The organism is Streptomyces sp. NPDC051582 (genome assembly GCF_040681715.1).
In the GTDB taxonomy this organism is placed as follows: domain Bacteria; phylum Actinomycetota; class Actinomycetes; order Streptomycetales; family Streptomycetaceae; genus Streptomyces.
Genome location: NZ_JBFAZJ010000003.1, coordinates 372,840 through 397,921, shown reverse-complemented (window position 1 = coordinate 397,921; position 25,082 = coordinate 372,840). Strand labels below are relative to the sequence as shown.

The following is a 25,082-nucleotide window of genomic DNA, read 5'->3' as shown; positions in this document are numbered from 1 at the left end:
CGCGCAATACCGCACGCCGGGTGGTGATGGAAGATCGAAAGGCGTAGGTCGAATGATGCGTACGCGTCCGCTGAAGGTGGCGCTGCTGGGCTGTGGAGTGGTCGGCTCAGAGGTGGCGCGCATCATGACGACGCACGCCGACGACCTCACGGCCCGCATCGGCGCGCCCGTCGAGCTCGCCGGCGTGGCCGTACGCCGCCCCTCCAAGGTGCGCGAGGGCATCGACCCCGCCCTGATCACCACGGATGCGACCGCCCTCCTCAAACGCGGCGACATCGACGTCGCGATCGAGGTCATCGGCGGCATCGAGCCCGCCCGCACCCTCATCACCACCGCCTTCGAGCAGGGCATCTCCGTCGTCTCGGCGAACAAGGCGCTGCTCGCCCAGGACGGCGCGGCCCTGCACGCCGCGGCCGAGCAGCACGGGCGGGACCTCTATTACGAGGCCGCCGTCGCCGGCGCCATCCCGCTGGTCCGCCCGATGCGCGAGTCCCTCGCCGGCGACAAGATCAACCGGGTGATGGGCATCGTCAACGGCACGACGAACTTCATCCTCGACAAGATGGACTCCACCGGCGCCGGGTACCAGGAGGCGCTCGACGAGGCCACCGCCCTCGGGTACGCCGAGGCCGACCCCACCGCCGACGTCGAGGGCTACGACGCCGCCGCCAAGGCCGCGATCCTGGCCGGCATCGCCTTCCACACCCGCGTCCGCCTCGACGACGTCTACCGCGAGGGCATGACCGAGGTCAGCGCCGCGGACTTCGCCTCCGCCAAGCGCATGGGCTGCACCGTCAAGCTCCTCGCCATCCTGGAGCGCGCCGCCGACGGCGAGTCCGTCACCGCCCGGGTGCACCCGGCGATGATCCCGCTCACCCACCCGCTCGCCTCCGTCCGCGAGGCGTACAACGCCGTCTTCGTCGAGGCGGAGGCCGCCGGGCGGCTCATGTTCTACGGGCCCGGCGCGGGCGGCTCTCCGACCGCCTCGGCGGTCCTGGGCGACCTCGTCGCCGTCTGCCGCAACAAGCTCGCCGAGGCAACGGGGCCCGGCGAGTCGGCGTACACCCAGCTGCCGGTCAGCCCCATGGGCGACGTCGTCACGCGGTACCACATCAGCCTCGACGTGGCCGACAAGCCCGGCGTCCTCGCCCAGGTGGCGACGACGTTCGCGGAGCACGGTGTCTCCATCGATACCGTACGACAGCAAGGACGTCCGGACGGGGTCGGCAATGAGGCCTCCCTCGTCGTCGTCACCCACCGCGCGCCCGACGCCGCCCTCTCCGGCACCGTCGAGGCACTGCGGAAGCTGGACACCGTGCGCGGTGTCGCCAGCATCATGCGTGTTGAAGGGGAGTAAGGGCCCATGAGCAGCAATCGCACCCACCAGTGGCGCGGCATCATCGAGGAGTACCGGGACCGCCTGCCGGTGACGGACACGACTCCCGTGGTCACACTCCGCGAGGGCGGTACGCCCCTCGTTCCCGCGCAGGTGCTCTCCGAGCGCACCGGCTGCGAGGTCCACCTCAAGGTCGAGGGCGCGAACCCCACCGGGTCCTTCAAGGACCGCGGCATGACCATGGCCATCACCAAGGCCAAGGAGGACGGCGCCAAGGCCGTCATCTGCGCCTCCACGGGCAACACCTCGGCCTCCGCCGCCGCGTACGCGGTGCGCGCCGGGATGGTCTCGGCCGTCCTCGTGCCCCAGGGCAAGATCGCGCTCGGCAAGATGGGCCAGGCGCTGGTGCACGGCGCCAAGATCCTCCAGGTGAACGGCAACTTCGACGACTGCCTGGACCTGGCCCGCGCGCTGTCCGACAACTACCCGGTCGCGCTGGTCAATTCCGTGAACCCGGTGCGCATCGAGGGCCAGAAGACGGCCGCGTTCGAGATCGTCGACGCGCTCGGCGACGCCCCCGACATCCACGTCCTGCCCGTCGGGAACGCCGGAAACATCACCGCGTACTGGAAGGGCTTCAAGGAGTACAAGGCCGATGGCCTGGCCTCCCGTACGCCCCGCGTGTGGGGTTTCCAGGCCTCCGGTTCCGCGCCGATCGTGCGCGGCGAGGTCGTCAAGGAGCCGCACACCATCGCCACCGCGATCCGCATCGGCAACCCGGCCTCCTGGGACTACGCGCTCGCCGCGCGCGATGAGTCGGGCGGCTTCATCGACGAGGTGACGGACCGCCAGATCCTGGCCGCCTACCGCCTGTTGGCCGCGCAGGAGGGCGTCTTCGTCGAGCCCGCCTCGGCCGCGTCCGTGGCCGGCCTGCTCAAGGCCGCCGAGCTGGGCCTGGTCGACCCCGGCCAGAAGATCGTGTGCACCGTGACCGGAAACGGCCTCAAGGACCCCGACTGGGCCGTCGCCGGCGCTCCCCAGCCGGTCACCGTCCCGGTGGACGCGGAGGCGGCCGCCATCCGCCTCGGCCTGGTCTGACCTCAGTACCCCGGCACCCGGGCAGCCCCCGGTCGCCCTGTCCGCCGGATTCCGGAACGCCTCCCGGAGGCTTCCGGAATCCGGCAACTCAGGTCGTACGGCGCAAAACCCGGCGGCATTCAGCGGAATCCGCGGGAAGACCCCGACACGCATCGTGCGCCTCCTGTGCGCCCTATGTCGCGAGAGAACCTTCCTTCGATAGGCTGTACTTACATCCGCCACCGCGCATATGTCCGTGGTGCTGCCCAGAGGGCCTTCGGGTGTCGTACGTTCTCCAGTACATTCGCAGCGAGCCAGCGAAGATCTCGTCTCGCACAGTCACAAGGAGTGTCATCGGACGATGGCCGGTCCAGCGTTCCGCGCCGCCGCCGTACGGGTGCGCGTCCCCGCCAGCAGTGCCAACCTCGGCCCGGGCTTCGACGCCCTCGGTCTGGCCCTGGGGCTCTACGACGACGTCGTCGTCCGGGTGGCCGATTCCGGGCTGAACATCGACATCGCGGGCGAGGGTGCCGACACCCTCCCGCGGGACGAGAGCCACCTGCTCGTACGCTCCATGCGCACCGCCTTCGACCTGCTGGGCGGGCAGCCGCGCGGCCTTGAGGTCGTCTGCGCCAACCGCATCCCGCACGGCCGCGGCCTCGGGTCCTCCTCCGCCGCGATCTGCGCCGGCATCGTCGCCGCCCGCGCCGTGACCATAGGCGGGGAGGCCAAGCTCGACGACGCGGCCCTGCTGGAACTGGCCACCGAGATCGAGGGCCACCCCGACAACGTCGCCGCCTGTCTCCTCGGCGGCTTCACCCTCGCCTGGATGGACGGCGGCAGCGCCAAGGCGATCCGTATGGAGCCCGCCGATTCCATCGTTCCGGTGGTCTTCGTCCCCTCCAAGCCGGTCCTGACGGAAACCGCGCGCGGCCTGTTGCCGCGCAACGTCCCGCACGTGGACGCGGCCGTCAACGCGGGTCGCGCGGCCCTGCTCGTCGAAGCCCTGACCAGGCGTCCCGAGTTGCTGCTGCCGGCCACCGAAGACCGGCTCCACCAGGAGTACCGGTCCCCGGCGATGCCGGAGAGCATCGCACTTGTCAACCGGCTGCGGGCGGACGGCATCCCCGCGGTCATCTCCGGCGCGGGCCCCACGGTCCTCGCGCTGGTCGACAACGGCGCGGCCGACAAGGTCGCGCGGCTCGCGGGCGAAGGGTGGGCGGCGAACCGGCTCGCCCTCGACGCCGCGGGCGCGAGCGTCCTGCCGCTGGGAAACCAGGGCGGCTAGGCCGTAGGGGCATACCCGCCGGGGGCGGGCGGCCAGGGCAGGCCGCCCGCGCTGCAGGCGCGATTGCCGGTGATTGAGAGGGGGAATATCTGTTGGATCCGGTAGTGTTAGTCTCAAGTGCGCAGCCGAAGCCGCCATGGCTCGGTGCTCAGTGTCCCCATCCGGGACCACCTTTCTTCCGGGAGCCTCCCCGACTGCTTTGATCGCTGCCAGCAGTTTCGAGCACGCTCCGGAATCGGCGTGACATTCCCACGCTTCCAGCTCGGGGGCTTCTCGCCGGAACCACCCATGCACGTTTCTTTCCGCCGTTCCTCTTTCGGCGGACCACCGCCCCGGCCGCGGCCCATGACCCATCAAGCCATGGACCGTTGTCGGACAGCACAACCGGTCGCCGAGCCAGACAGGCCGACGTCCGCTCCAGGGAAGGACCCTTCGTGAGCGACACCACCGATCTGATGGGCGCTGCCGACACCACTGTCGACACCAGTGCCCCCGCCGCGGGCGCCGCCCCCAAGCGTCGCCGCTCCGGCACGGGCCTCGATGGCATGGTCCTGGCCGAGCTCCAGCAGGTCGCGTCGGGCCTCGGCATCAGGGGCACCGCGCGTATGCGCAAGAGCCAGCTGATCGAGGTCATCAAGGAGGCGCAGGCGGGAAGCGGCGCCGCCAAGGCCGCGGCTCCGGCCGCCGACGCCGCCGAGGCCAAGCCGAAGCGCCGCGCCACCAGCAAGGCCCGTACGGGTGAGGCCGCCGCCGAGGCGCCCGCCGAGAAGCCCGCCGCGCAGGCGCAGATCGAGATCCCGGGCCAGCCTGCCTCCGAGGACGCCCCGGCCGGCGAGCGCCGCCGCCGTCGGGCCACGGCCCCCTCCGGCAGCCCGGAGACCGCGGCTCCCGCCACCGCCGTGCAGGTCGAGGCCAAGGCCGAGACCGCCACCACCACCGCGACCGCTCCGGCCGAGGCCAAGGCCGAGGCCGCCACCGCCGTCTCCGCGCCCGCCCAGGAGGGCGAGGGCCGCGGCCGGCGCGACCGCCGCGAGCGCGGTGACCGTACCGAGCGCGAGGGCGGCCGCCGCGACCGCCGCGAACGCGGCGCCAAGGCCGACGACCAGGGCCAGGGCGCCCAGGGTCAGGGCCAGGCGGGCCAGGGTCAGGCCGGTGGCCAGGGTGGCCAGGGCCAGGCCGGTGGCCAGGGCGGCCAGGGTCAGGGCGGTGGCCGCGGCGACCGTCAGGACCGTCAGCAGCAGGGCGGTCGCCAGGACCGTCAGCAGCAGGGTGGCCGTCAGGACCGTCAGGACCGTCAGGACCGTCAGGGTCCCCCCGGCAACGGCCCCGAGGACGATTTCGACGACGAGGGCGGCCGTCGCGGCCGTCGCGGCCGCTACCGCGACCGCCGTGGCCGTCGTGGCCGCGACGAGTTCGCGCCGAGCGAGCCGCAGGTCGCCGACGACGACGTCCTGATCCCCGTCGCGGGCATCCTGGACATCCTCGACAACTACGCGTTCATCCGGACCTCGGGCTACCTGCCCGGCCCGAACGACGTGTACGTGTCGCTGGCCCAGGTCCGCAAGGCCGGTCTGCGCAAGGGCGACCACACCACCGGTGCCGTGCGCCAGCCCAAGGACGGCGAGCGCCGCGAGAAGTTCAACGCCCTCGTGCGTCTGGACTCGGTGAACGGCATGGCGCCCGAATCCGGCCGCGGCCGCCCGGAGTTCCAGAAGCTGACCCCGCTGTACCCCCAGGACCGGCTCCGTCTGGAGACCGACCCGGGCGTGCTGACGACCCGCATCATCGACCTCGTGTCGCCGATCGGCAAGGGTCAGCGAGGCCTGATCGTGGCCCCGCCGAAGACCGGCAAGACCATGATCATGCAGGCGATCGCCAACGCGATCACCACGAACAACCCCGAGTGCCACCTGATGGTCGTCCTGGTCGACGAGCGTCCGGAAGAGGTCACCGACATGCAGCGCTCGGTCAAGGGCGAGGTCATCTCCTCGACCTTCGACCGTCCGGCCGAGGACCACACCACCGTCGCCGAGCTGGCCATCGAGCGCGCCAAGCGCCTCGTCGAGCTGGGTCACGACGTGGTCGTCCTGCTGGACTCCATCACCCGTCTGGGCCGTGCGTACAACCTCGCGGCGCCCGCCTCCGGCCGCATCCTGTCCGGTGGTGTCGACTCGACCGCGCTGTACCCGCCGAAGCGCTTCTTCGGTGCCGCGCGCAACATCGAGGACGGCGGCTCGCTGACCATCCTGGCCACCGCGCTGGTCGACACCGGCTCGCGCATGGACGAGGTGATCTTCGAGGAGTTCAAGGGCACCGGCAACATGGAGCTCAAGCTCGACCGGAAGCTCGCCGACAAGCGCATCTTCCCGGCCGTCGACGTCGACCCGTCGGGCACCCGCAAGGAGGAGATCCTCCTCAACAGCGAGGAGCTCGCCATCGTCTGGAAGCTGCGCCGGGTGCTGCACGCGCTCGACTCGCAGCAGGCCATCGAGCTGCTGCTCGACAAGATGAAGCAGACGAAGTCGAACGCCGAGTTCCTGATGCAGATCGCCAAGACGACCCCGTCGGGCAAGAACGACGACTGATCCGTCGATCCGTCGCCGTACACGGCACCACCGGACCGCCCCCACCGCAGCCGCGGCGGGGGCGGTTCCCGTTTTTGCGCGGCTGCGAGCTTCGCCACACTCGCGGCTTTCGTGAACCCGCCCGTCGCACCGTGCGTGCCCTTGGAAAACCGCAGGTGGGAGCGGTGCGCCCGAGGGCGCCAGGGCCGTTGGTCCCACCGTGGCCGCCATAGTGCCCCCGTACGGGCACCCCTTTCGGCCGTGGAACCCTGGACGCCATTCGTCCGTCTGTGTTCAGAGGGAACGTACTCAGGGACCGAGGAGAGCATGAGCGAGGACAGCAGGGGCAGCGGCAGGCGTGCCGCGGGCCGGCGCCGACGGAAAGCGCCGAAGCGCCGCAGGGCCCTGGTCATCGCCGCGTGGAGCGCCGCCGGAGTGGTCCTGCTGGGCGGGGCGGGTCTCGGCTGGTTCTACTTCCACCTCAACGGGAACCTCAAGACGGTCGACATCGACCAGGCGCTCGGCACCGACCGCCCGCAGAACGTGGACAACGGCTCGATGGACATCCTCGTCCTCGGCTCCGACTCCCGCGGCGGCGCCAATTCCGAGTACGGGCAGGACGACGGCGGCTCGGCCCGCTCCGACACGGCGATGATCGTCCACCTGTACGAGGGCCACAAGCAGGCCACCGTCGTCTCCATACCGCGCGACACCATGGTCAACCGGCCGGCCTGCACGACGGCCAACGGCAAGAACGACCGCGGCAGCTCGCGCTCCCAGTTCAACGAGTCGTTCACCATCGGCGGGGCCGCCTGCGCGGTCAAGACCGTCGAGAAGATGTCGGGGATCCGCATGGACCACTACATCGAGGTCGACTTCACGGGCTTCAAGAAGATCATCGACAACCTCGGCGGCGTCGAGCTCACCACCACCAAGCCGATCAAGGACGGATCGAGCCACCTCGACCTCCCGGCCGGCGCCAACAAGCTCAACGGCGAGCAGGCCCTGGGCCTCGTACGGACCCGCAAGAGCGTCGGCGACGGCTCCGACCTCGGCCGAATACAGCTCCAGCAGGCGTTCATGAAGGCCCTGATCAAGCAGGTCAAGGGCATCGGCCTGTTCGACAACCCCAAGCGGCTGCTCGACCTCGCCGACACCGGCACCAAGGCGCTCACCACCGACAAGGCGCTCGGCGACGTGAAGTCCCTGATGGGCTTCGCGCAGAGCCTCCAGGGCATCGACGCCCAGAACATGAAGATGATCACGCTGCCGGTGACGCAGGACCCGCGCGACCACGACCGCGTCGCCCCGCTCACCAAGGAGTCCCAGCTGGTCTGGAACGCGCTCCTGGCCGACCAGCCGGTACCCGCCGAGGCCACCGCCAACTCGATGGGCGACAAGGGCACGGCCGGTCAGATCGTGCAGTGACCCGAAAATGCCTGGTCACACGCTTCCCGCGGGGGAGTGGAATAGATGGCGTACCCCCCTCGTTGAGGGAGGCGTCCTCAGAATTTTGACAGGCAGCCCGGTCCTGGCAGACTGGTCTGTCGGCCCCGGTTCACGCAGTGCGCAATTCGGCTCCTGCGACCCGGCGCCCTCCCGAATCTAGGAGACACCTTGAAGCGCGATGTTCACCCCGAGTACGTCGAGACCCAGGTCAGCTGCACCTGTGGCGCGTCGTTCACCACCCGTAGCACCCTGACCGAGGGCACCATCCGTGCCGAGGTCTGCTCCGAGTGCCACCCGTTCTACACGGGCAAGCAGAAGATCCTCGACACCGGTGGCCGCGTCGCCCGCTTCGAGGCCCGCTTCGGCAAGGCTGCCGGCTCGAAGTAGCGAGCCCCCGGCGCCGGACCCCGGCTGCACCCTGTCCAACACGGGGGCAGCCGGACCGGCGCCTTTGTCGTCCCGCAGCCCTTTTTCGTACTTTCACTTCAGGAGCCCCCGATGTTCGAGGCGGTCGAGGAACTGGTCGGCGAGCACGCCGATCTTGAGAAGAAGCTCGCCGACCCTTCGGTCCACTCGGATCAGGCCAACGCGCGCAAGCTCAACAAGCGCTACGCGGAGCTGACCCCGATCGTCGCGACCTTCCGTGCCTGGAAGCAGTCCGCCGAGGACATCGAGACGGCGAAGGAGTTCGCGGCCGACGACCCCGACTTCGTGGCCGAGGTGAAGGAGCTCAGCGCGCAGCGCGAGGAGCTCACCGAGAAGCTCCGCCTGCTGCTGGTCCCGCGCGACCCCAGCGACGACAAGGACGTGCTCCTGGAGGTCAAGGCGGGCGCGGGCGGCGACGAGTCCGCCCTGTTCGCCGGCGACCTGCTGCGCATGTACCTGCGCTACGCCGAGCGCGTGGGCTGGAAGACCGAGATCATCGACGCCACCGAGTCCGAGCTCGGCGGCTACAAGGACGTTCAGGTCTCCGTCCGCACCAAGGGCGGCAACGGCGCCACCGAGCCCGGCCAGGGCGTGTGGGCCCGCCTGAAGTACGAGGGCGGCGTGCACCGCGTCCAGCGCGTTCCGGCCACCGAGTCCCAGGGCCGCATCCACACCTCCGCCGCGGGCGTGCTCGTCACCCCGGAGGCCGAGGAGGTCGAGGTCGAGATCAACCCGAACGACCTCCGCATCGACGTGTACCGCTCGTCGGGCCCCGGCGGCCAGTCCGTCAACACCACCGACTCGGCCGTGCGCATCACGCACATCCCGACCGGCGTGGTCGCCTCCTGCCAGAACGAGAAGAGCCAGCTCCAGAACAAGGAGCAGGCCATGCGCATCCTCCGGTCGCGCCTGCTGGCCGCGGCCCAGGAGGCCGCCGAGCAGGAGGCCTCCGACGTGCGCCGCAGCCAGGTGCGCTCCGTGGACCGCTCCGAGAAGATCCGTACGTACAACTTCCCGGAAAACCGGATCTCGGACCACCGGACGGGTTTCAAGGCGTACAACTTGGACCAGGTGCTCGACGGCGACCTGGATCCGATGATCCAGGCCTGCGTCGACGCGGACTCGGCCGCCAAGCTGGCGTCCGCGCACTGATCCCGGCCGCACGGCCCCCGCAGGACCCGTACCGCCCCCGCACCACCCCCGTACGACAGCAGCCCGGAGGACCAGCGTGAACTTGCTGCTTGCCGAGGTGGCCCAGGCCACCCAGCGGCTGGCCGCCGCCGGCGTGCCCTCACCGCGCTTCGACGCGGAGGAGCTCGCGGCCTTCGTGCACGGCGTCAAGCGGGGGGAACTGCACCACGTCAAGGACGCGGACTTCGACGCCCGCTACTGGGAGGCCGTCGCCCGCCGCGAGGCGCGCGAGCCGCTCCAGCACATCACCGGCCGCGCCTTCTTCCGGTACCTGGAGCTCCAGGTCGGGCCCGGGGTCTTCGTGCCCCGGCCCGAGACCGAGTCGGTCGTGGACTGGGCCATACACGCCGTCCGGGCGATGGACGTCGTCGAGCCGCTGATCGTGGACCTGTGCACCGGCTCCGGCGCCATCGCGCTGGCCATGGCCCAGGAGGTGCCGCGCTCGCGCGTGCACGCGGTGGAGCTGTCCGAGGACGCCCTGCGGTGGACCCGCAAGAACGCCGAGGGGTCGCGGGTCACCGTCCACCAGGGTGACGCGCTGAGGGCCCTGCCCGAGCTGGACGGCCAGGTCGACCTGGTGATCTCGAACCCGCCGTACATCCCGCTCACCGAATGGGAGTACGTCGCCCCCGAGGCCCGGGACCACGACCCCGAGATGGCCCTGTTCTCCGGCGAGGACGGCCTCGACACCATCCGCGGCATCGAGCGCACCGCGCACCGGCTGCTGCGGCCCGGCGGCATCGTCGTCATCGAGCACGCCGACACCCAGGGCGGCCAGGTTCCGTGGATCTTCGCCGAGGAGCGGGGCTGGGCCGACGCCGCCGACCACCCCGACCTGAACAACCGCCCGCGCTTCGCCACCGCCCGCAAGGCGATGCCGTGACGGGCGCGACCCACCCCTCCACCCCCCTGCTGCACGAGGAGTCCCGCTGATGGCCCGGCGATACGACTGCAACGACGCGACGGACCGCAAGACGGGTCTGCGTGAAGCCGCATCCGCCGTGCGCCGCGGCGAGCTGGTCGTGCTGCCCACCGACACCCTCTACGGGATCGGCGCGGACGCCTTCAGCGCGGAGGCCGTCGGCGACCTGCTCGCCGCCAAGGGACGCGGCCGCAACATGCCCACCCCCGTCCTCATCGGCTCCCCGAACACCCTGCACGGGCTCGTCACCGACTTCTCCGAGCAGGCCTGGGAACTCGTCGACGCCTTCTGGCCGGGCGCGCTGACCCTCGTCGCCAAGCACCAGCCCTCGCTGGCCTGGGACCTGGGGGAGACCCGCGGGACCGTGGCCGTGCGGATGCCCCTGCACCCCGTCGCGATCGAGCTGCTGACCGAGGTCGGCCCGATGGCCGTGTCCTCGGCGAACCTGACCGGACACCCGGCGCCGGAGGACTGCGACGCGGCGCGCGAGATGCTCGGCGATTCCGTGTCCGTGTACCTGGACGGCGGTCCGACCCCGGGAATCCAGCCGTCGTCGATCGTCGACGTCACCGGGAAGGTTCCCGTGCTGCTGCGCGAGGGGGCGCTGACCGCCGAGCAGCTGCGGGAGGTCGTGCCCGACCTAGAGGTGGCCCCGTGAGCCCTGAGGGGCGTGGCATAGCAAGCGGGCACACCTCCGGCGGGAGCCACGGCTGGGGGGACTCCCACCCGGCGGGCGCCGGCGGGGACACGTTCCGCATCCTCCACGTCAGCACCGGCAACGTGTGCCGCTCGCCGATCACCGAGCGGCTGACGCGGCATGCCCTGGCGCACCGGCTGGGCGGTATTCCGGTCGGCGACCTGATCGTGGAGAGTGCGGGGACCTGGGGCCACGAGGGGGCCCCGATGGAGGCGAACGCGGCGGCCGTGCTCGCGGACTTCGGCGCGGACGCCACCGGGTTCACCGGGCGCGAGCTGCTGGACGAGCACGTCATACGGGCGGACCTGGTGCTCACCGCCACGCGGGACCACCGGGCGCAGGTCATCTCGATGGGGCATTCGGCGGGGCTGCGGACGTTCACGCTGAAGGAGTTCACGCGGCTGGTGCGGGCGATAGATCCGGCCACGCTGCCGCCGCTGGACGACGGGGTCGCGGAGCGGGCGCGAGCCCTGGTGCGGGCCGCCGCCGCCCTGCGGGGATGGCTGCTCGCGCCGTCGCCGGACGCGGACGAGGTGTACGACCCGTACGGGGCGCCGATCACCTTCTTCCGCTCGATCGGCGACGAGATCAACCAGGCGCTGGACCCGGTGGTCACGGCCCTGACGGGCGTCAACGCCCGGCGCTGAGGGTCGTCGGCCGGAGGCCGGCGCAGCGGGGCGAAGCCTGAGAGGCCCCTGGGGCCGAGCAGTGCGAGGGTCGCGTTCGGGAGGGGCCGCCGGCGCTGACGCCGACAGGTTCGAAATCGGGCGCAGTGGGACAGGGCGACCTAGAGTGGGGCTATTCGGGACAGCCCACTGGAGTCGCGCCATGAGCGTCATCACCCCGCCCTCCGACCTGCTGCGGCAGCAGGATCCGCAGATGGCCGACGTGCTCGCGGGGGAGGCCCAGCGGCAGGCCGTCACGCTGCAGCTGAGCGCCGCCGAGAACTTCACCTCGCCCGCCGTGCTGGCGGCCCTCGGCTCGGCGCTCGCCAACAAGTACGCCGAGGGCTATCCGGGCCACCGCTACCACGGCGGCTGCGAGTACGCCGATCGTGCCGAGGGGCTGGCCGTCGAGCGGGCCCGCGCGCTGTTCGGGGTCGAGCACGCCAACGTACAGCCGCATTCCGGTTCCGCCGCCGTGCTGGCCGCGTACGCCGCGCTGCTGCGGCCCGGGGACACCGTCCTCGCGATGGGGCTCCCGTACGGCGGCCACCTCACGCACGGCTCGCCCGCCAACTTCTCCGGCCGCTGGTTCGACTTCGTCGGGTACGGCGTCGACGCCGAGACCGGCCTGATCGACTACCGGCAGGTGCAGGACCTCGCCCGGCTGCACCGGCCCAAGGCCATCGTCTGCGGTTCGATCTCCTACCCGCGCCACCCCGAGTACTCCGTGTTCCGGGAGATCGCCGACGAGGTCGGGGCCCACCTCATCGCGGACGCCGCCCATCCGATCGGGCTGGTCGCGGGCGGGGCAGCGCCGAGCCCCGTCCCGTACGCGGACATCGTCTGCGCGACGACGCACAAGGTGCTGCGCGGTCCGCGCGGCGGGATGGTCCTGTGCGGGGCCGAGTTCGCCGAGCGGATCGACCGCGCCGTCTTCCCCTTCACCCAGGGCGGCGCCCAGATGCACACGATCGCCGCCAAGGCCGTGGCCTTCGGCGAGGCCGCGGCCCCCGCGTTCACCACGTACGCCCATCGGGTGGTCGCCAACGCGCGGACGCTGGCCGACGAGCTCGCCGCCCACGGCCTCGCGGTGACGACGGGCGGCACCGACACCCACCTGATCACCGCCGACCCGGCGCCGCTCGGCGTGGACGGCCCCACCGCCCGCGGCCGGCTCGCCGCCGCCGGGATCGTGCTCGACACCTGTGCCCTCCCGTACGGGGACCAGCGCGGGGTCCGGCTCGGCACGGCGGCCGTCACCACGCAGGGCATGGGGGAGCCCGAGATGGTCCGCATCGCCGCGCTGTTTGCCGCCGCACTGCGCGGGGAAGGCGCGCAGACCCGCCCGGAGGTGGCCGAGCTGACGCGCGGATTTCCCCCGTATGGGGAGTAAGAGGGGCAAGCGGGGCGTACTGCAACCGGGATAGCGCCCCCTCGCGTCCTCGATGAGGGGTACATCGCAGCTAATGTGTGGGGCTGAGATGGCCGGCGATACATCTGGGGCAGCCCGTGCGTGAATATCTGCTGACGCTTTGCGTCACGGTCGCGGTGACCTATCTGCTCACCGGGCCCGTGCGGAAGTTCGCGATCGCGGCCGGTGCGATGCCGGAGATCCGCGCCCGCGACGTGCACCGCGAGCCCACTCCGCGGCTCGGCGGCATCGCCATGTTCGGCGGGCTGTGCGCGGGGCTGCTGGTCGCGGACCACCTGCGCAACCTCAACGGCGTCTTCGAGCTGTCGAACGAGCCGCGGGCGCTGCTCTCCGGAGCGGCCCTGATCTGGCTGATCGGCGTCCTCGACGACAAGTTCGAGATCGACGCCCTGATCAAGCTCGGCGCGCAGATGATCGCCGCCGGCGTGATGGTCATCCAGGGCTTGACCATCCTGTGGATCCCCGTCCCCGGCATCGGGACGGTCGCGCTGACCCAGTGGCAGGGCAACCTGCTGACCGTGGCGCTCGTCGTGATCACCATCAACGCGGTGAACTTCGTGGACGGTCTCGACGGTCTGGCCGCCGGCATGGTCTGCATCGCCGCCACCGCGTTCTTCCTCTACTCGTACCGGATCTGGTTCGGGTACGGGATCGAGGCGGCTGCCCCCGCGACCCTGTTCGCCGCGATCCTGATGGGGATGTGCCTCGGCTTCCTGCCGCACAACATGCATCCGGCCCGGATCTTCATGGGCGATTCCGGATCGATGCTCATCGGCCTGGTGCTGGCCGCCGCCGCGATCTCGATCACCGGGCAGGTGGACCCGGACACCATGGCCCTGTTCGCGGGCGGTGAGCGCAATGCGGTCCACGCGATGATCCCGGTGTTCATTCCGCTTCTGCTTCCGCTGACCATCATCGCGATCCCGATGGCGGACCTGATCCTGGCCATCGTGCGGCGCACCTGGAAGGGCCAGTCGCCGTTCGCGGCCGACCGCGGGCACCTGCACCACCGGCTGCTGGAGCTCGGGCACTCGCACAGCCGCGCGGTGCTGATCATGTACTTCTGGTCGGGGCTGATCGCCTTCGGCGCGGTGGCGTACTCGGTGCACTCCGCCTCGATGTGGATCGTGCTCGCGATCGTCGCGCTGAGCGCGCTGGGCCTCGTCCTGCTGCTCCTGCCGCGCTTCACCCCGCGCGCCCCGCGCTGGGCCGAGGGTCTGGTCCCGCCGCGCTACCGGCACGCCGAGCGGGCCGCCGAGGCGGCCGCCCTGGACGCCTCGGGCCGCGAGCCGGAGCCGGCCGGGACGATCCGGGTCGGTGTCTCCGGCGTCAACGGAGCGACCGCGGTAGGCCCCCGTTCGCGCTTCCCCGACCGGCGTAAGGCCGAGTCGGCACGCTGACGCCCGCGGTACATGTCGGACATGAACTGCCTTTACCACACACAATGACGGCTTGTCGCGCACACACGGGCGGATTAGCTCTCATGTGTGACAGTCAGCACACTCCGCAGGTAAAGCTCTCATCAAATAGTTTGTGATACCGTTCACTAAACCCGGCGACAGAGCCGAAGGACCGTAGTGCGACGGCCCATCGGCCCGAGGTTCGATCTCGGACCGGGCTTACGCTCGTCCCGTACGAGTTCCCGTACGAGTCCGTGCCCCCACCACCACGCGGAGCAAACCGCCATGCGGTCAGATGACGTCCGATCCCTCCTGCACGCCGCCGTACCCACGGCTGTCGCCGGCGCTCTCGCAGCCGTCATCAGCGCCGTGGTGGCAGGCGGCAAGGGGGCCCTTGGCGCAGTCATCGCCACGCTGGTCGTGATGCTGTTCATGGGCATCGGATTCGTCGTTCTGCAACGCACCGCGAAATCGCTTCCGCACCTGTTCCAGGCCATGGGGCTGATGCTCTACACGGCCCAGATCCTGTTGCTGTTCGTCTTTGTCGCCGTGTTCAAGAACACGACGTTGTTCAACCCCAAGGCTTTCGCGATCACGCTCGTCGCCACCACCCTCGTGTGGATCGGCGCACAGACGCGTGCTCACATGAAAGCCAAGATCCTCTACGTCGAACCGGACTCGACGAAGGGCGACAAGCCCGAAAATTCGGGGCCGAAGTCGTGAGGGGTAGGGCCGGAATAAGGGCGCGTTCGAGATGCTGCTATCGTCCGGTGCCAACTGCGGCATTGCGGGCGCGGGCATCTGAGCTGACGCCTGTTCCATCGCGAGGCTCGATGCCTGATCGCCGCCCCCACACCCGTAACACCAGTCCAGTGCCGAACAGCGGCTGTGCGCCGCGCCGACACAACGAGGTTGCCGTACCTATGCGCCACGCTGAAGGAGCCCGCGGTGAGTGCTGACCTGACGCAGGTGCTCGCTTTCGAGACCGACTGTCACATCTTCGACGGATGTGGCTTCCCCGGCCCGGGCCTGCACTCGTTCCTCTTCGAGCCGCTGTGGGGCGAAGCCGGCACCACCAGTGCGTACTTCAACAAGCCGATGCTGCTGGCCCTGCTGGGCTCGGTGATCATCGTCGCCTTCTTCTGGGCCGCGTTCCGCAAGCCCAAGGTCGTACCGGGCAAGCTGCAGATGGTCGCCGAGGCCGGCTACGACTTCGTGCGCCGCGGCATCGTCTACGAGACGCTGGGCAAGAAGGAGGGCGAGAAGTACGTCCCCTTCATGGTGTCGCTGTTCTTCTTCGTCTGGGTCCTGAACGTCTGGTCGATCGTCCCCGTGGCCCAGTTCCCGGTGACCGCGATCATCGCGTACCCGGCGGGACTCGCGCTGGTCGTCTACTTCATCTGGATGTCGGTGACGTTCAAGCGTCACGGCTTCGTCGGCGGACTCAAGAACCTGACGGGCTACGACAAGTCGCTCGGCGGCGTCCTGCCCCTGGTCATGGTCATCGAGTTCTTCTCGAACGTCCTGGTGCGCCCGTTCACCCACGCGGTCCGACTGTTCGCGAACATGTTCGCCGGTCACACCCTGCTGCTGCTGTTCACCATCGCCAGCTGGTACCTGCTGAACGGCATCGGGATCGCCTACGCCGGCGTCTCTTTCATCATGGTCATCGTGATGACGGCGTTCGAGCTCTTCATCCAGGCTGTCCAGGCCTACGTCTTCGTACTGCTGGCCTGCAGCTTCATCCAGGGCGCACTCGCCGAGCACCACTGAGTCCGGCCCTCCCCCAAACCCCCTGTCGTCCGGTGGCCAACCCCCACCGGTCCGTGAAAGAGAAGGAAGAACTGGCATGTCCCAGATCCTCGCTGCCGCCGATGGCGTCACCGGCTCCCTCAGCTCCGTTGGTTACGGTCTCGCGGCCATCGGCCCGGGTGTCGGCGTCGGCATCATCTTCGGTAACGGCACGCAGGCTCTCGCCCGTCAGCCCGAGGCTGCCGGTCTGATCCGCGCCAACCAGATCCTCGGCTTCGCCTTCTGTGAGGCGCTCGCCCTCATCGGTCTGGTCATGCCGTTCGTCTACAGCTGACGAACCGCGACCACTAGTCCGATTAGACGAAAGGCACTGATGTGAACCTCCTGGTTCTCGCGGCCGAGACGGAAAACCCGCTCGTTCCGCCGATCCCCGAGCTCGTCATCGGTCTGATCGCCTTCGTCATCGTCTTCGGTTTCCTCGCGAAGAAGCTCCTCCCGAACATCAACAAGGTTCTGGACGAGCGCCGCGAGCAGATCGAGGGCGGTATCGAGAAGGCTGAGGCCGCTCAGACCGAGGCCCAGAGCGTGCTGGAGCAGTACAAGGCCCAGCTCGCCGAAGCCCGGCACGAGGCCGCGCGCCTGCGCCAGGAAGCGCTGGAGCAGGGCACTGCGCTCAAGGAAGAACTGCGCGCAGAGGGCCAGCGGCAGCGTGAGGAGATCATCGCTGCCGGCCACGCCCAGATCGAGGCCGACCGCAAGGCCGCCTCTCAGGCGCTGCGCCAGGACGTGGGCAAGCTCGCCACCGACCTGGCCGGCAAGCTCGTCGGCGAGTCCCTTGAGGACGCCGCCCGGCAGAGCCGCACGATCGACCGCTTCCTCAGCGAGCTTGAGGAGAAGGCCGAGGCGGCCCGATGAACGGAGCGAGCCGCGAGGCGCTGGCCTCCGCGCGTGAGCGTCTCGACGCGCTGACGGACAACACGTCCGTCGACGCGGCGAAGCTCGCCGGCGAGCTGGCAGCCGTCACCGCGCTGCTCGACCGTGAGGTCTCGCTGCGTCGGGTCATCACGGACCCGGCGCAGTCCGGCGAGGCCAAGGCCGAGCTGGTCGGCCGGCTGCTGTCCGGCCAGGTGGGCGGGGAGACCCTCGACCTGGTGTCCGGCATGGCGCGGTCGCGCTGGTCGCAGTCCCGTGACCTGGTCGACTCGCTGGAGGCCCTCGCGGCCACCGCCGACCTCACGGCGGCCCAGCGGTCCGGCGCGCTCGACGACGTCGAGGACGAGATCTTCCGCTTCGGCCGGATCGTCGCCTCGAACACCGGGCTGCGTGCGGCACTGACCGACCGCGGCGCCACCGCCTCCGCCAAGGGTGAGCTGCTGCGCAGCCTGCTCGGCGGCAAGGCGAACGCCGTCACCGAGCGACTGGTCGCCCGTCTTGTCACGCACCCGCGTGGACGTAGCCTGGAAGCGGGACTGGAGTCCCTTTCCAAGCTCGCCGCCGAGCGCCGTGACCGCATGGTCGCCACCGTGACCACCGCGGTTCCGCTCAGCGACGTGCAGAAGCAGCGTCTCGGCGCGGTGCTGGCCAAGCTGTACGGCCGCCAGATGCACCTGAACCTCGACGTGGACCCCGCGGTCCTCGGCGGGATCACGGTGCGGGTCGGCGACGAGGTCATCGACGGCACCATCGCGGACCGCCTCGCCGAGGCGTCGCGCCGCATGGCCGGCTGACCAGCCACCAATAGAACAGAAGCATTCCTAGCGGCCCGGTTGGGCCGTGCAGAACTTGCAGAAGATTCCTGGGGGTCGCCCCCAGACCCCTAAGAAGCTTCAGGCCCAACAAGGAGAGCAGGGAACCCAGATGGCGGAGCTCACGATCCGGCCGGAGGAGATCCGGGACGCACTGGAGAACTTTGTCCAGTCGTACCAGCCGGACGCGGCCTCGCGCGAGGAGGTCGGAACGGTCAGCGTTGCCGGCGACGGCATCGCGAAGGTGGAGGGCCTGCCCTCCGCCATGGCGAACGAGCTGCTGAAGTTCGAGGACGGCACCCTCGGTCTCGCCCTCAACCTTGAGGAGCGCGAGATCGGTGCGGTCGTCCTCGGCGAGTTCAGCGGCATCGAGGAGGGCCAGCCGGTGCAGCGCACCGGTGAGGTGCTCTCCGTCGGCGTCGGCGAGGGTTACCTCGGCCGCGTCGTCGACCCGCTCGGCAACCCGATCGACGGTCTCGGCGAGATCGCGACCGAAGGCCGTCGCGCCCTTGAGCTGCAGGCCCCGGGCGTCATGGTCCGCAAGTCGGTCCACGAGCCGATGCAGACCGGCTACAAGGCCATCGACGCGATGGTGCCCGTCGGCCGCGGCCAGCGTCAGCTGATCATCGGTGACCGTCAGACCGGCAAGACCGCGCTGGCCGTCGACACGATCATCAACCAGCGCGACAACTGGCGCTCGGGCGACGTGAACAAGCAGGTCCGCTGCATCTACGTCGCCATCGGCCAGAAGGGCTCGACCATCGCGTCCGTTCGCGGCGCCCTGGAAGACGCCGGTGCGCTTGAGTACACGACGATCGTCGCCGCCCCGGCGTCCGACCCGGCCGGCTTCAAGTACCTGGCGCCGTACACCGGTTCGGCCATCGGCCAGCACTGGATGTACGCCGGCAAGCACGTCCTGATCATCTTCGACGACCTGTCGAAGCAGGCCGACGCCTACCGCGCCGTGTCGCTGCTGCTGCGCCGCCCGCCGGGCCGTGAGGCCTACCCGGGTGACGTCTTCTACCTGCACTCCCGTCTGCTGGAGCGCTGCGCGAAGCTCTCCGACGACATGGGCGCCGGTTCGATGACCGGTCTGCCGATCGTCGAGACCAAGGCGAACGACGTGTCGGCGTTCATCCCGACCAACGTCATCTCCATCACCGACGGTCAGTGCTTCCTGGAGTCCGACCTGTTCAACGCGGGCCAGCGCCCGGCGCTGAACGTCGGCATCTCGGTCTCCCGCGTCGGTGGCTCCGCCCAGCACAAGGCCATGAAGCAGGTTTCCGGCCGTCTGCGCCTGGACCTGGCCCAGTACCGCGAGCTGGAGGCGTTCGCCGCCTTCGGTTCCGACCTGGACGCCGCGTCGAAGGCCTCGCTGGAGCGCGGCAAGCGCCTGGTCGAGCTGCTGAAGCAGGGCCAGTACCAGCCGATGCCCGTCGAGGAGCAGGTCGTCTCCGTCTGGGCCGGCACCACCGGCAAGATGGACGACGTTCCGGTGGGCGACATCCGTCGCTTCGAGTCGGAGCTTCTGGAGCACCTGCGCCGCGAGCGCAAGGACCTCCTGACCTCCATCGCGGACGGCGGCAAGATGTCGGACGACACCCTGTCCTCCATCGCGGACGCCATCGCCGGCTTCAAGCGCCAGTTCGAGACCTCGGACGGCAAGCTCCTGGGCGAGGACGCACCGGCCGTCAACGTCTCCAAGTGACGACGGAAGGGACCTGACTCATGGGAGCGCAGCTCCGGGTCTACAAGCGTCGCATCCGTGCCATCACGGCGACCAAGAAGATCACCAAGGCGATGGAGATGATCGCCGCCTCGCGCATCGTCAAGGCGCAGCGCAAGGTGGCGGCGTCGATGCCGTACGCGACCGAGCTCACCCGTGCGGTGACCGCGGTGGCGACCGGTTCGAACACCAAGCACGCCCTGACGACCGAGGTCGAGCAGCCGAGCCGTGCCGCGATCGTGCTCATCACGAGCGACCGCGGTCTGGCCGGCGGCTACTCCTCCAACGCCATCAAGCAGGCGGAGCGGCTCACCGAGCGGCTGCGCGGCGAGGGCAAGGAGGTCGACACCTACATCGTCGGCCGTAAGGGTCTGGCCTACTACGGCTTCCGCGAGCGCAAGGTCGTGGATTCGTGGACCGGCTTCACCGACAGCCCGGCCTACGCCGACGCCAAGCGCGTCGCCGGGCCGCTGATCGAAGCCATCCAGACGGAGACGGCCGAGGGTGGCGTCGACGAGCTGCACATCGTCTACACGGAATTCGTGTCGATGATGACGCAGAACCCGGTCGACGGCCGGATGCTGCCGCTCAGCCTCGACGAGGCTGCGGAGGAGAGCGGTACGAAGGGCGAGATCCTTCCGCTGTTCGACTTCGAGCCGTCGGCGGAGGACGTCCTCGACGCCCTTCTGCCGCGCTACGTCGAAAGCCGTATCTACAACGCACTGCTGCAGTCGGCCGCTTCCGAGCACGCCGCCCGCCGCCGCGCGATGAAGGCGGCGACCGATAACGCCGGAGACCTCATCAAGAGCCTCTCCCGGCTTGCCAACGCGGCCCGCCAGGCCGAAATCACCCAGGAAATCAGCGAGATCGTCGGTGGCGCGAGCGCCATGGCTGACGCGACCGCGGGGAGTGACAAGTAATGACGACCACTGTTGAGACGGCCGCCGCCACGGGCCGCGTCGCCCGGGTCATCGGCCCGGTCGTCGACGTGGAGTTCCCCGTCGACGCCATGCCCGACATCTACAACGCCCTCAAGGTCCAGGTCGCCGACCCGGCCGAGGACGGCGCGCTGAAGACCCTGACCCTTGAGGTCGCGCAGCACCTGGGTGACGGCCTCGTCCGCACCATCTCGATGCAGCCGACCGACGGTCTGGTCCGCCAGGCCCCGGTGACCAACACGGGCGAGGGCATCACCGTCCCCGTCGGTGACTTCACCAAGGGCAAGGTCTTCAACACCCTGGGCGAGGTGCTCAACTACCCCGAGGCGAACGCCGAGGTCACCGAGCGCTGGCCCATCCACCGCAAGGCGCCCCGCTTCGACGAGCTTGAGTCGAAGACCGAGATGTTCGAGACCGGCGTCAAGGTCATCGACCTTCTCACCCCGTACGTCAAGGGTGGAAAGATCGGTCTGTTCGGTGGTGCCGGTGTCGGCAAGACCGTTCTGATCCAGGAAATGATCTACCGCGTCGCCAACAACCACGACGGTGTGTCGGTCTTCGCGGGCGTCGGTGAGCGTACCCGTGAGGGCAACGACCTCATCGAGGAAATGGCCGACTCCGGCGTCATCGACAAGACGGCGCTCGTCTTCGGCCAGATGGACGAGCCCCCGGGCACCCGTCTGCGCGTCGCCCTGGCCGGTCTGACCATGGCGGAGTACTTCCGCGATGTGCAGAAGCAGGACGTGCTCTTCTTCATCGACAACATCTTCCGTTACACCCAGGCCGGTTCGGAGGTGTCGACCCTTCTGGGCCGCATGCCGTCCGCCGTGGGTTACCAGCCGAACCTGGCTGACGAGATGGGTCTGCTGCAGGAGCGCATCACCTCGACCCGCGGTCACTCGATCACCTCGATGCAGGCGATCTACGTCCCCGCGGACGACCTGACCGACCCGGCGCCGGCCACCACCTTCGCCCACCTCGACGCGACGACGGTTCTCTCCCGTCCGATCTCCGAGAAGGGCATCTACCCGGCCGTGGACCCGCTGGACTCGACGTCCCGCATCCTCGACCCGCGGTACATCGCGGCGGACCACTACGCCACCGCGATGCGCGTCAAGGGGATCCTGCAGAAGTACAAGGACCTCCAGGACATCATCGCGATCCTCGGTATCGACGAGCTGGGCGAGGAGGACAAGCTCGTTGTCCACCGTGCCCGTCGTGTCGAGCGCTTCCTGTCGCAGAACACCCACGTCGCCAAGCAGTTCACCGGCGTGGACGGTTCGGACGTTCCGCTCGACGAGTCGATCACCGCGTTCAACGCGATCTGCGATGGTGACTACGACCACTTCCCCGAGCAGGCGTTCTTCCTGTGCGGTGGCATCGAGGACCTGAAGGCGAACGCCAAGGAGCTGGGCGTCTCCTGATCCGGCGCGCTCCGTACGGAGCGCATCGGATCGAATGCCCGCCGGTTCGCCGGCAGGTGTCTCGTCGGAGAGGGGCGGGTGTGTCCCGTCCCTCTCCCCACGCCCATTAGAATTTGACCCAACACCCGGCTGACCCGCCGGGTGGTGACCCGAGGAGCCACCTTGGCTGCTGAGCTGCACGTCGAGCTGGTCGCGGCGGACCGCAATGTCTGGTCCGGCGAGGCCACCCTGGTCGTCGCCCGCACCACGTCCGGCGACATCGGCGTCATGCCCGGTCACCAGCCGCTTCTCGGTGTGCTGGAATCGGGCCCGGTGACCATCCGTACCAGCGAGGGCAACACTGTCGTCGCAGCGGTGCACGGCGGATTCATCTCGTTCGCGGACAACAAGCTGTCCCTGCTGGCCGAGATCGCCGAGCTCGCTGACGAGATTGACGTCCAGCGGGCGGAGCGGGCACTGGAGCGCGCGAAGTCGGAGGCCGATGGGGCCGCCGAGCGTCGCGCCGATGTCCGGCTGCGCGCGGTCACGGGGCACTGAGCCCCGTACCGAACAGGTTTGAGACCTCAGCCGCGGTCCGGTCTGGAATTTTCCAGACCGGGTCGCGGCTGAGGCGATGCAGGTCGTTTTTCGTTTGAGGTATTCGATGAGCGAGGAGGTCGGTGAAGATGCTCCTCGCTCTGCTTGTGAGCGGCCTGGTCGTAGCCCTGGTGGTGATCGGGCTGTTTGTGTTCGGGCTGCGCCGCAGACTGATCCAGCGTTCCGGCGGCACGTTCGACTGCAGCCTGCGCTGGGGGGTCTCCGAGGAACCCGACATCTCCGGCAAGGGCTGGGTGTACGGGGTCGCCCGGTACAGCGGTGACCGCATCGAGTGGTTCCGCGTCTTCTCGTACTCCCCGCGCCCGCGCCGGCTGCTGGAGCGCTCCTCCATCGAGGTCGTCGCCCGCCGCGCCCCCGAGGGCGAGGAGGAGCTGGCGCTGCTGTCCGACGCCGTCGTGCTCGGCTGTCTCCACCGCGGGACCCGCCTGGAGCTGGCGATGAGCGAGGACGCGCTGACGGGCTTCCTGGCCTGGCTGGAGGCGGCGCCTCCCGGGCAGAGGGTGAACGTGGCCTGAACGCGGCCTCAGCCGGCGAACGACGTGGAGAAGCCGGGGAGACGGGGGGCGGACCCCGTCTCCCCGGCTTCGTCGTCCACCGGGCCGGCGGGGGCTACTGGAGCCCGGTGTGGACCGCGTTGGCGAGCTCGCCGTTCGCCGTGTCGCCGCTGAACTCCCAGTAGAAGGCGCCCCTGAGGCCCTGCTGCTTGGTCCAGCTCATCTTCCCGGCGATGGTGGCGGGGGTGTCGTAGCTCCACCAGTTGCCGCCGCACTTGGCGTAGGCCGTGCCGGCGACGGTGCCGGTGGCCGGGCAGCTGTTCTTGAGCACCTTGTAGTCCTCGATGCCCTGCTCGTACGTGCCGGGGGCGGGCCCGGTCGCCGTGCCGCCGGGGGCGGCCTGCGTGACGCCGGTCCAGCCGCGGCCGTAGAAGCCGATGCCGAGGTTGAGCTTCGAGCCCGCGATGCCCTTGCCCTTGAGCTTGGTGATCGCCGCCTCGGAGTTGAAGCCGGCGATCGGGATGCCGGCGTACGAGGTGAGCGGGGAGTGCGGGGCGGTCGGGCCCTGGGCGTCCCATGCGCCGAAGAAGTCGTACGTCATGACGTTGTAGAAGTCGACGTACTGGGAGGCGCCCGCGTAGTCCGCGAGGTCCAGCTTGCCGCCGTTGGAGCCGTCGGCGGAGATCGCGGCCGTCACCAGGTTGCTGGCGCCGAACTTGGTGCGCAGTGCGGACAGGACGTTCTTCAGGGAGGCGGCGCCGCTGGTGTCGCAGGACAGCCCGCAGGCGTTCGGGTACTCCCAGTCGATGTCGATGCCGTCGAAGACGTCCGCCCAGCGCGGGTCCTCGACCAGGCTGTAGCAGGAGTCGGCGAAGGCGGCGGGGTTCGCCGCGGCCTGGCCGAAGCCGCCGGACCAGGTCCAGCCGCCGAAGGACCACAGCACCTTGATGCCCGGGTACTTCGCCTTGAGCTTGCGCAGCTGGTTGAAGTTGCCGCGCAGGGGCTGGTCCCAGTTGTCGGCGACGCCGTCGACGCTCTGGTCGGCGGTGTAGGCCTTGTCGTAGTCGGCGTAGGCGTCACCGATGGTGCACTTGCCGCCCTGGACGTTGCCGAACGCGTAGTTGATGTGGGTGATCTTCGAGGCGGAGCCGGAGGTGTCCAGGTTCTTCACGTGGTAGTTGCGCCCGTAGACGCCCCACTCGGTGAAGTAGCCGAGCTTGACCTTGCCGCCCGGGTCCGGGGGCGTGGTGCCGCCGCCGGTCGTGGTGACGGAGACGGAGCCGGAGGCCGGGCCCGTCTGGTCGGCGGTGTCGCGGGCGATGACGCTGTAGGTGTACGTCGTGCCCTTGGTCAGGCCGGAGTCGGTGTGGCTCGTACCGGCGACGGTGGCGATCTTGGTGCCGCCGCGGTAGACGTCGTAGTTCTTGACGCCCTTGTCGTCGGTGGCGGCCGCCCAGCCGATGGTCAGCGAGGTGTCGCCGACCCCGCTGGCGGTGGGGGTGCCGGGGGCCGACGGCGGGCTGTCGGTGGGGTTGGAACCGCCGTCGCAGGAGCCGCCGTTGACCTTGCAGCCGCTGGGGGCGCCGGAGCCGGCGCCGTTGAAGCCGAAGCTGATCGTGGCGCCGGGGGCGAGGGTTCCGTTCCAGCCGACGTTCTTGCCGGTCCAGTGGGTTCCGGAGCTGGTGACGGTGGCGTCCCAGGCGGAGGTGACCGTCGTGCCGGAGGGGTAGTCCCACTCGACGGTCCAGCTGGTGAGGGTGGTGGTGCCGGTGTTCTTCACCGTCCACTTGCCCTCGAAGCCGGAGCCCCAGTCGGAGACCTTCGTGTACGTGGCGCTCGCGGAGGCGGCGGCCTCGGCGGGACCGGCCAGGGCCACGAGTCCGGCGATGGGCAGGGCGAAGGCGGCCACGCTCGCGGCGAGCCTCCGCAGCAGTCGCATGCGGGGTGGGGGTGCCGAGC

Annotated in this window: 23 protein-coding genes; 22 read left to right on the top strand and 1 reads right to left on the bottom strand. The window is 69.8% G+C overall.

Annotated features, from left to right (window positions below; all coding sequences use genetic code 11):
* Positions 1 to 52: 52 nt before the first annotated feature.
* From AB0M92_RS07340 to AB0M92_RS07235, 22 genes are all read left to right on the top strand, one after another.
* On the top strand, positions 53 to 1,357 hold the full coding sequence (locus tag AB0M92_RS07340) for a homoserine dehydrogenase (protein WP_366101100.1): 1,305 nt from the start codon (positions 53 to 55) through the stop codon (positions 1,355 to 1,357).
* Positions 1,358 to 1,363: 6 nt separating this feature from the next.
* Positions 1,364 to 2,434, top strand: a complete 1,071-nt coding sequence (gene thrC / locus AB0M92_RS07335) for a threonine synthase (RefSeq protein ID WP_366101099.1) — start codon at positions 1,364 to 1,366, stop codon at positions 2,432 to 2,434.
* A gap of 340 nt (positions 2,435 to 2,774) precedes the next feature.
* The gene (thrB, locus tag AB0M92_RS07330; protein WP_366101098.1) at positions 2,775 to 3,701 is read left to right on the top strand and encodes a homoserine kinase; all 927 of its coding nucleotides are present in this window, start codon (positions 2,775 to 2,777) and stop codon (positions 3,699 to 3,701) included.
* 434 nt (positions 3,702 to 4,135) lie between these two features.
* Positions 4,136 to 6,286: a transcription termination factor Rho gene (gene rho, locus AB0M92_RS07325; protein ID WP_366101097.1), complete on the top strand. Its 2,151-nt coding sequence runs from the start codon at positions 4,136 to 4,138 to the stop codon at positions 6,284 to 6,286.
* Positions 6,287 to 6,592: 306 nt separating this feature from the next.
* The gene (locus AB0M92_RS07320; RefSeq protein ID WP_366101095.1) at positions 6,593 to 7,693 is read left to right on the top strand and encodes an LCP family protein; all 1,101 of its coding nucleotides are present in this window, start codon (positions 6,593 to 6,595) and stop codon (positions 7,691 to 7,693) included.
* Positions 7,694 to 7,882: 189 nt separating this feature from the next.
* Entirely contained in the window at positions 7,883 to 8,101 is a 219-nt protein-coding gene (gene rpmE, locus AB0M92_RS07315) for a 50S ribosomal protein L31 (protein WP_030153765.1), read from the top strand.
* A 111-nt stretch (positions 8,102 to 8,212) separates the two neighbouring features.
* Positions 8,213 to 9,292 (top strand): peptide chain release factor 1, encoded by a 1,080-nt coding sequence (gene prfA, locus AB0M92_RS07310; protein ID WP_366101093.1) that lies wholly within the window; start codon positions 8,213 to 8,215, stop codon positions 9,290 to 9,292.
* Between the two features lie 76 nt (positions 9,293 to 9,368).
* Positions 9,369 to 10,214, top strand: coding sequence for a peptide chain release factor N(5)-glutamine methyltransferase (gene prmC / locus AB0M92_RS07305; RefSeq protein WP_030857135.1), 846 nt, complete (start codon positions 9,369 to 9,371; stop codon positions 10,212 to 10,214).
* Positions 10,215 to 10,263: 49 nt separating this feature from the next.
* Positions 10,264 to 10,911, top strand: coding sequence for an L-threonylcarbamoyladenylate synthase (locus tag AB0M92_RS07300; protein WP_030153769.1), 648 nt, complete (start codon positions 10,264 to 10,266; stop codon positions 10,909 to 10,911).
* A 98-nt stretch (positions 10,912 to 11,009) separates the two neighbouring features.
* Complete coding sequence (locus tag AB0M92_RS07295; protein ID WP_366101169.1) at positions 11,010 to 11,597, top strand: protein-tyrosine-phosphatase; 588 nt, start codon at positions 11,010 to 11,012, stop codon at positions 11,595 to 11,597.
* Positions 11,598 to 11,778: 181 nt separating this feature from the next.
* Positions 11,779 to 13,008 carry a serine hydroxymethyltransferase gene (gene glyA / locus AB0M92_RS07290; RefSeq protein WP_366101091.1) on the top strand — a complete coding sequence of 410 codons (1,230 nt, stop codon included), beginning with the start codon at positions 11,779 to 11,781 and terminating at the stop codon, positions 13,006 to 13,008.
* 116 nt (positions 13,009 to 13,124) lie between these two features.
* The gene (locus tag AB0M92_RS07285) at positions 13,125 to 14,447 is read left to right on the top strand and encodes an MraY family glycosyltransferase (RefSeq protein ID WP_366101090.1); all 1,323 of its coding nucleotides are present in this window, start codon (positions 13,125 to 13,127) and stop codon (positions 14,445 to 14,447) included.
* Positions 14,448 to 14,732: 285 nt separating this feature from the next.
* Positions 14,733 to 15,170 (top strand): hypothetical protein, encoded by a 438-nt coding sequence (locus tag AB0M92_RS07280; protein ID WP_366101089.1) that lies wholly within the window; start codon positions 14,733 to 14,735, stop codon positions 15,168 to 15,170.
* Between the two features lie 225 nt (positions 15,171 to 15,395).
* Positions 15,396 to 16,220 carry a F0F1 ATP synthase subunit A gene (gene atpB / locus AB0M92_RS07275; RefSeq protein WP_366101088.1) on the top strand — a complete coding sequence of 275 codons (825 nt, stop codon included), beginning with the start codon at positions 15,396 to 15,398 and terminating at the stop codon, positions 16,218 to 16,220.
* A gap of 76 nt (positions 16,221 to 16,296) precedes the next feature.
* Positions 16,297 to 16,533, top strand: a complete 237-nt coding sequence (locus AB0M92_RS07270) for an ATP synthase subunit C (RefSeq protein WP_030153776.1) — start codon at positions 16,297 to 16,299, stop codon at positions 16,531 to 16,533.
* Between the two features lie 41 nt (positions 16,534 to 16,574).
* Entirely contained in the window at positions 16,575 to 17,114 is a 540-nt protein-coding gene (locus AB0M92_RS07265) for a F0F1 ATP synthase subunit B (protein WP_030857149.1), read from the top strand.
* A complete protein-coding gene (locus AB0M92_RS07260; protein WP_366101087.1) occupies positions 17,111 to 17,926 on the top strand; it encodes a F0F1 ATP synthase subunit delta in 816 nt (271 codons plus the stop codon). The genes AB0M92_RS07265 and AB0M92_RS07260 overlap by 4 nt, the downstream gene beginning before the upstream one ends.
* Before the next feature lie 130 nt (positions 17,927 to 18,056).
* A complete protein-coding gene (gene atpA, locus AB0M92_RS07255) occupies positions 18,057 to 19,652 on the top strand; it encodes a F0F1 ATP synthase subunit alpha (protein WP_053689429.1) in 1,596 nt (531 codons plus the stop codon).
* A 20-nt stretch (positions 19,653 to 19,672) separates the two neighbouring features.
* Complete coding sequence (locus AB0M92_RS07250; RefSeq protein ID WP_366101086.1) at positions 19,673 to 20,590, top strand: F0F1 ATP synthase subunit gamma; 918 nt, start codon at positions 19,673 to 19,675, stop codon at positions 20,588 to 20,590.
* Positions 20,590 to 22,032 carry a F0F1 ATP synthase subunit beta gene (gene atpD, locus AB0M92_RS07245; protein ID WP_366101085.1) on the top strand — a complete coding sequence of 481 codons (1,443 nt, stop codon included), beginning with the start codon at positions 20,590 to 20,592 and terminating at the stop codon, positions 22,030 to 22,032. The genes AB0M92_RS07250 and atpD overlap by 1 nt, the downstream gene beginning before the upstream one ends.
* Before the next feature lie 162 nt (positions 22,033 to 22,194).
* Positions 22,195 to 22,569, top strand: coding sequence for a F0F1 ATP synthase subunit epsilon (locus AB0M92_RS07240; RefSeq protein ID WP_030857159.1), 375 nt, complete (start codon positions 22,195 to 22,197; stop codon positions 22,567 to 22,569).
* A 128-nt stretch (positions 22,570 to 22,697) separates the two neighbouring features.
* Positions 22,698 to 23,144, top strand: a complete 447-nt coding sequence (locus AB0M92_RS07235) for a DUF2550 domain-containing protein (RefSeq protein WP_030153784.1) — start codon at positions 22,698 to 22,700, stop codon at positions 23,142 to 23,144.
* Positions 23,145 to 23,238: 94 nt separating this feature from the next.
* Here AB0M92_RS07235 and AB0M92_RS07230 read toward each other — a convergent pair whose 3' ends face one another.
* On the bottom strand, positions 23,239 to 25,062 hold the full coding sequence (locus tag AB0M92_RS07230) for a glycoside hydrolase family 18 chitinase (protein WP_366101168.1): 1,824 nt from the start codon (positions 25,060 to 25,062) through the stop codon (positions 23,239 to 23,241).
* Positions 25,063 to 25,082: the final 20 nt, after the last annotated feature.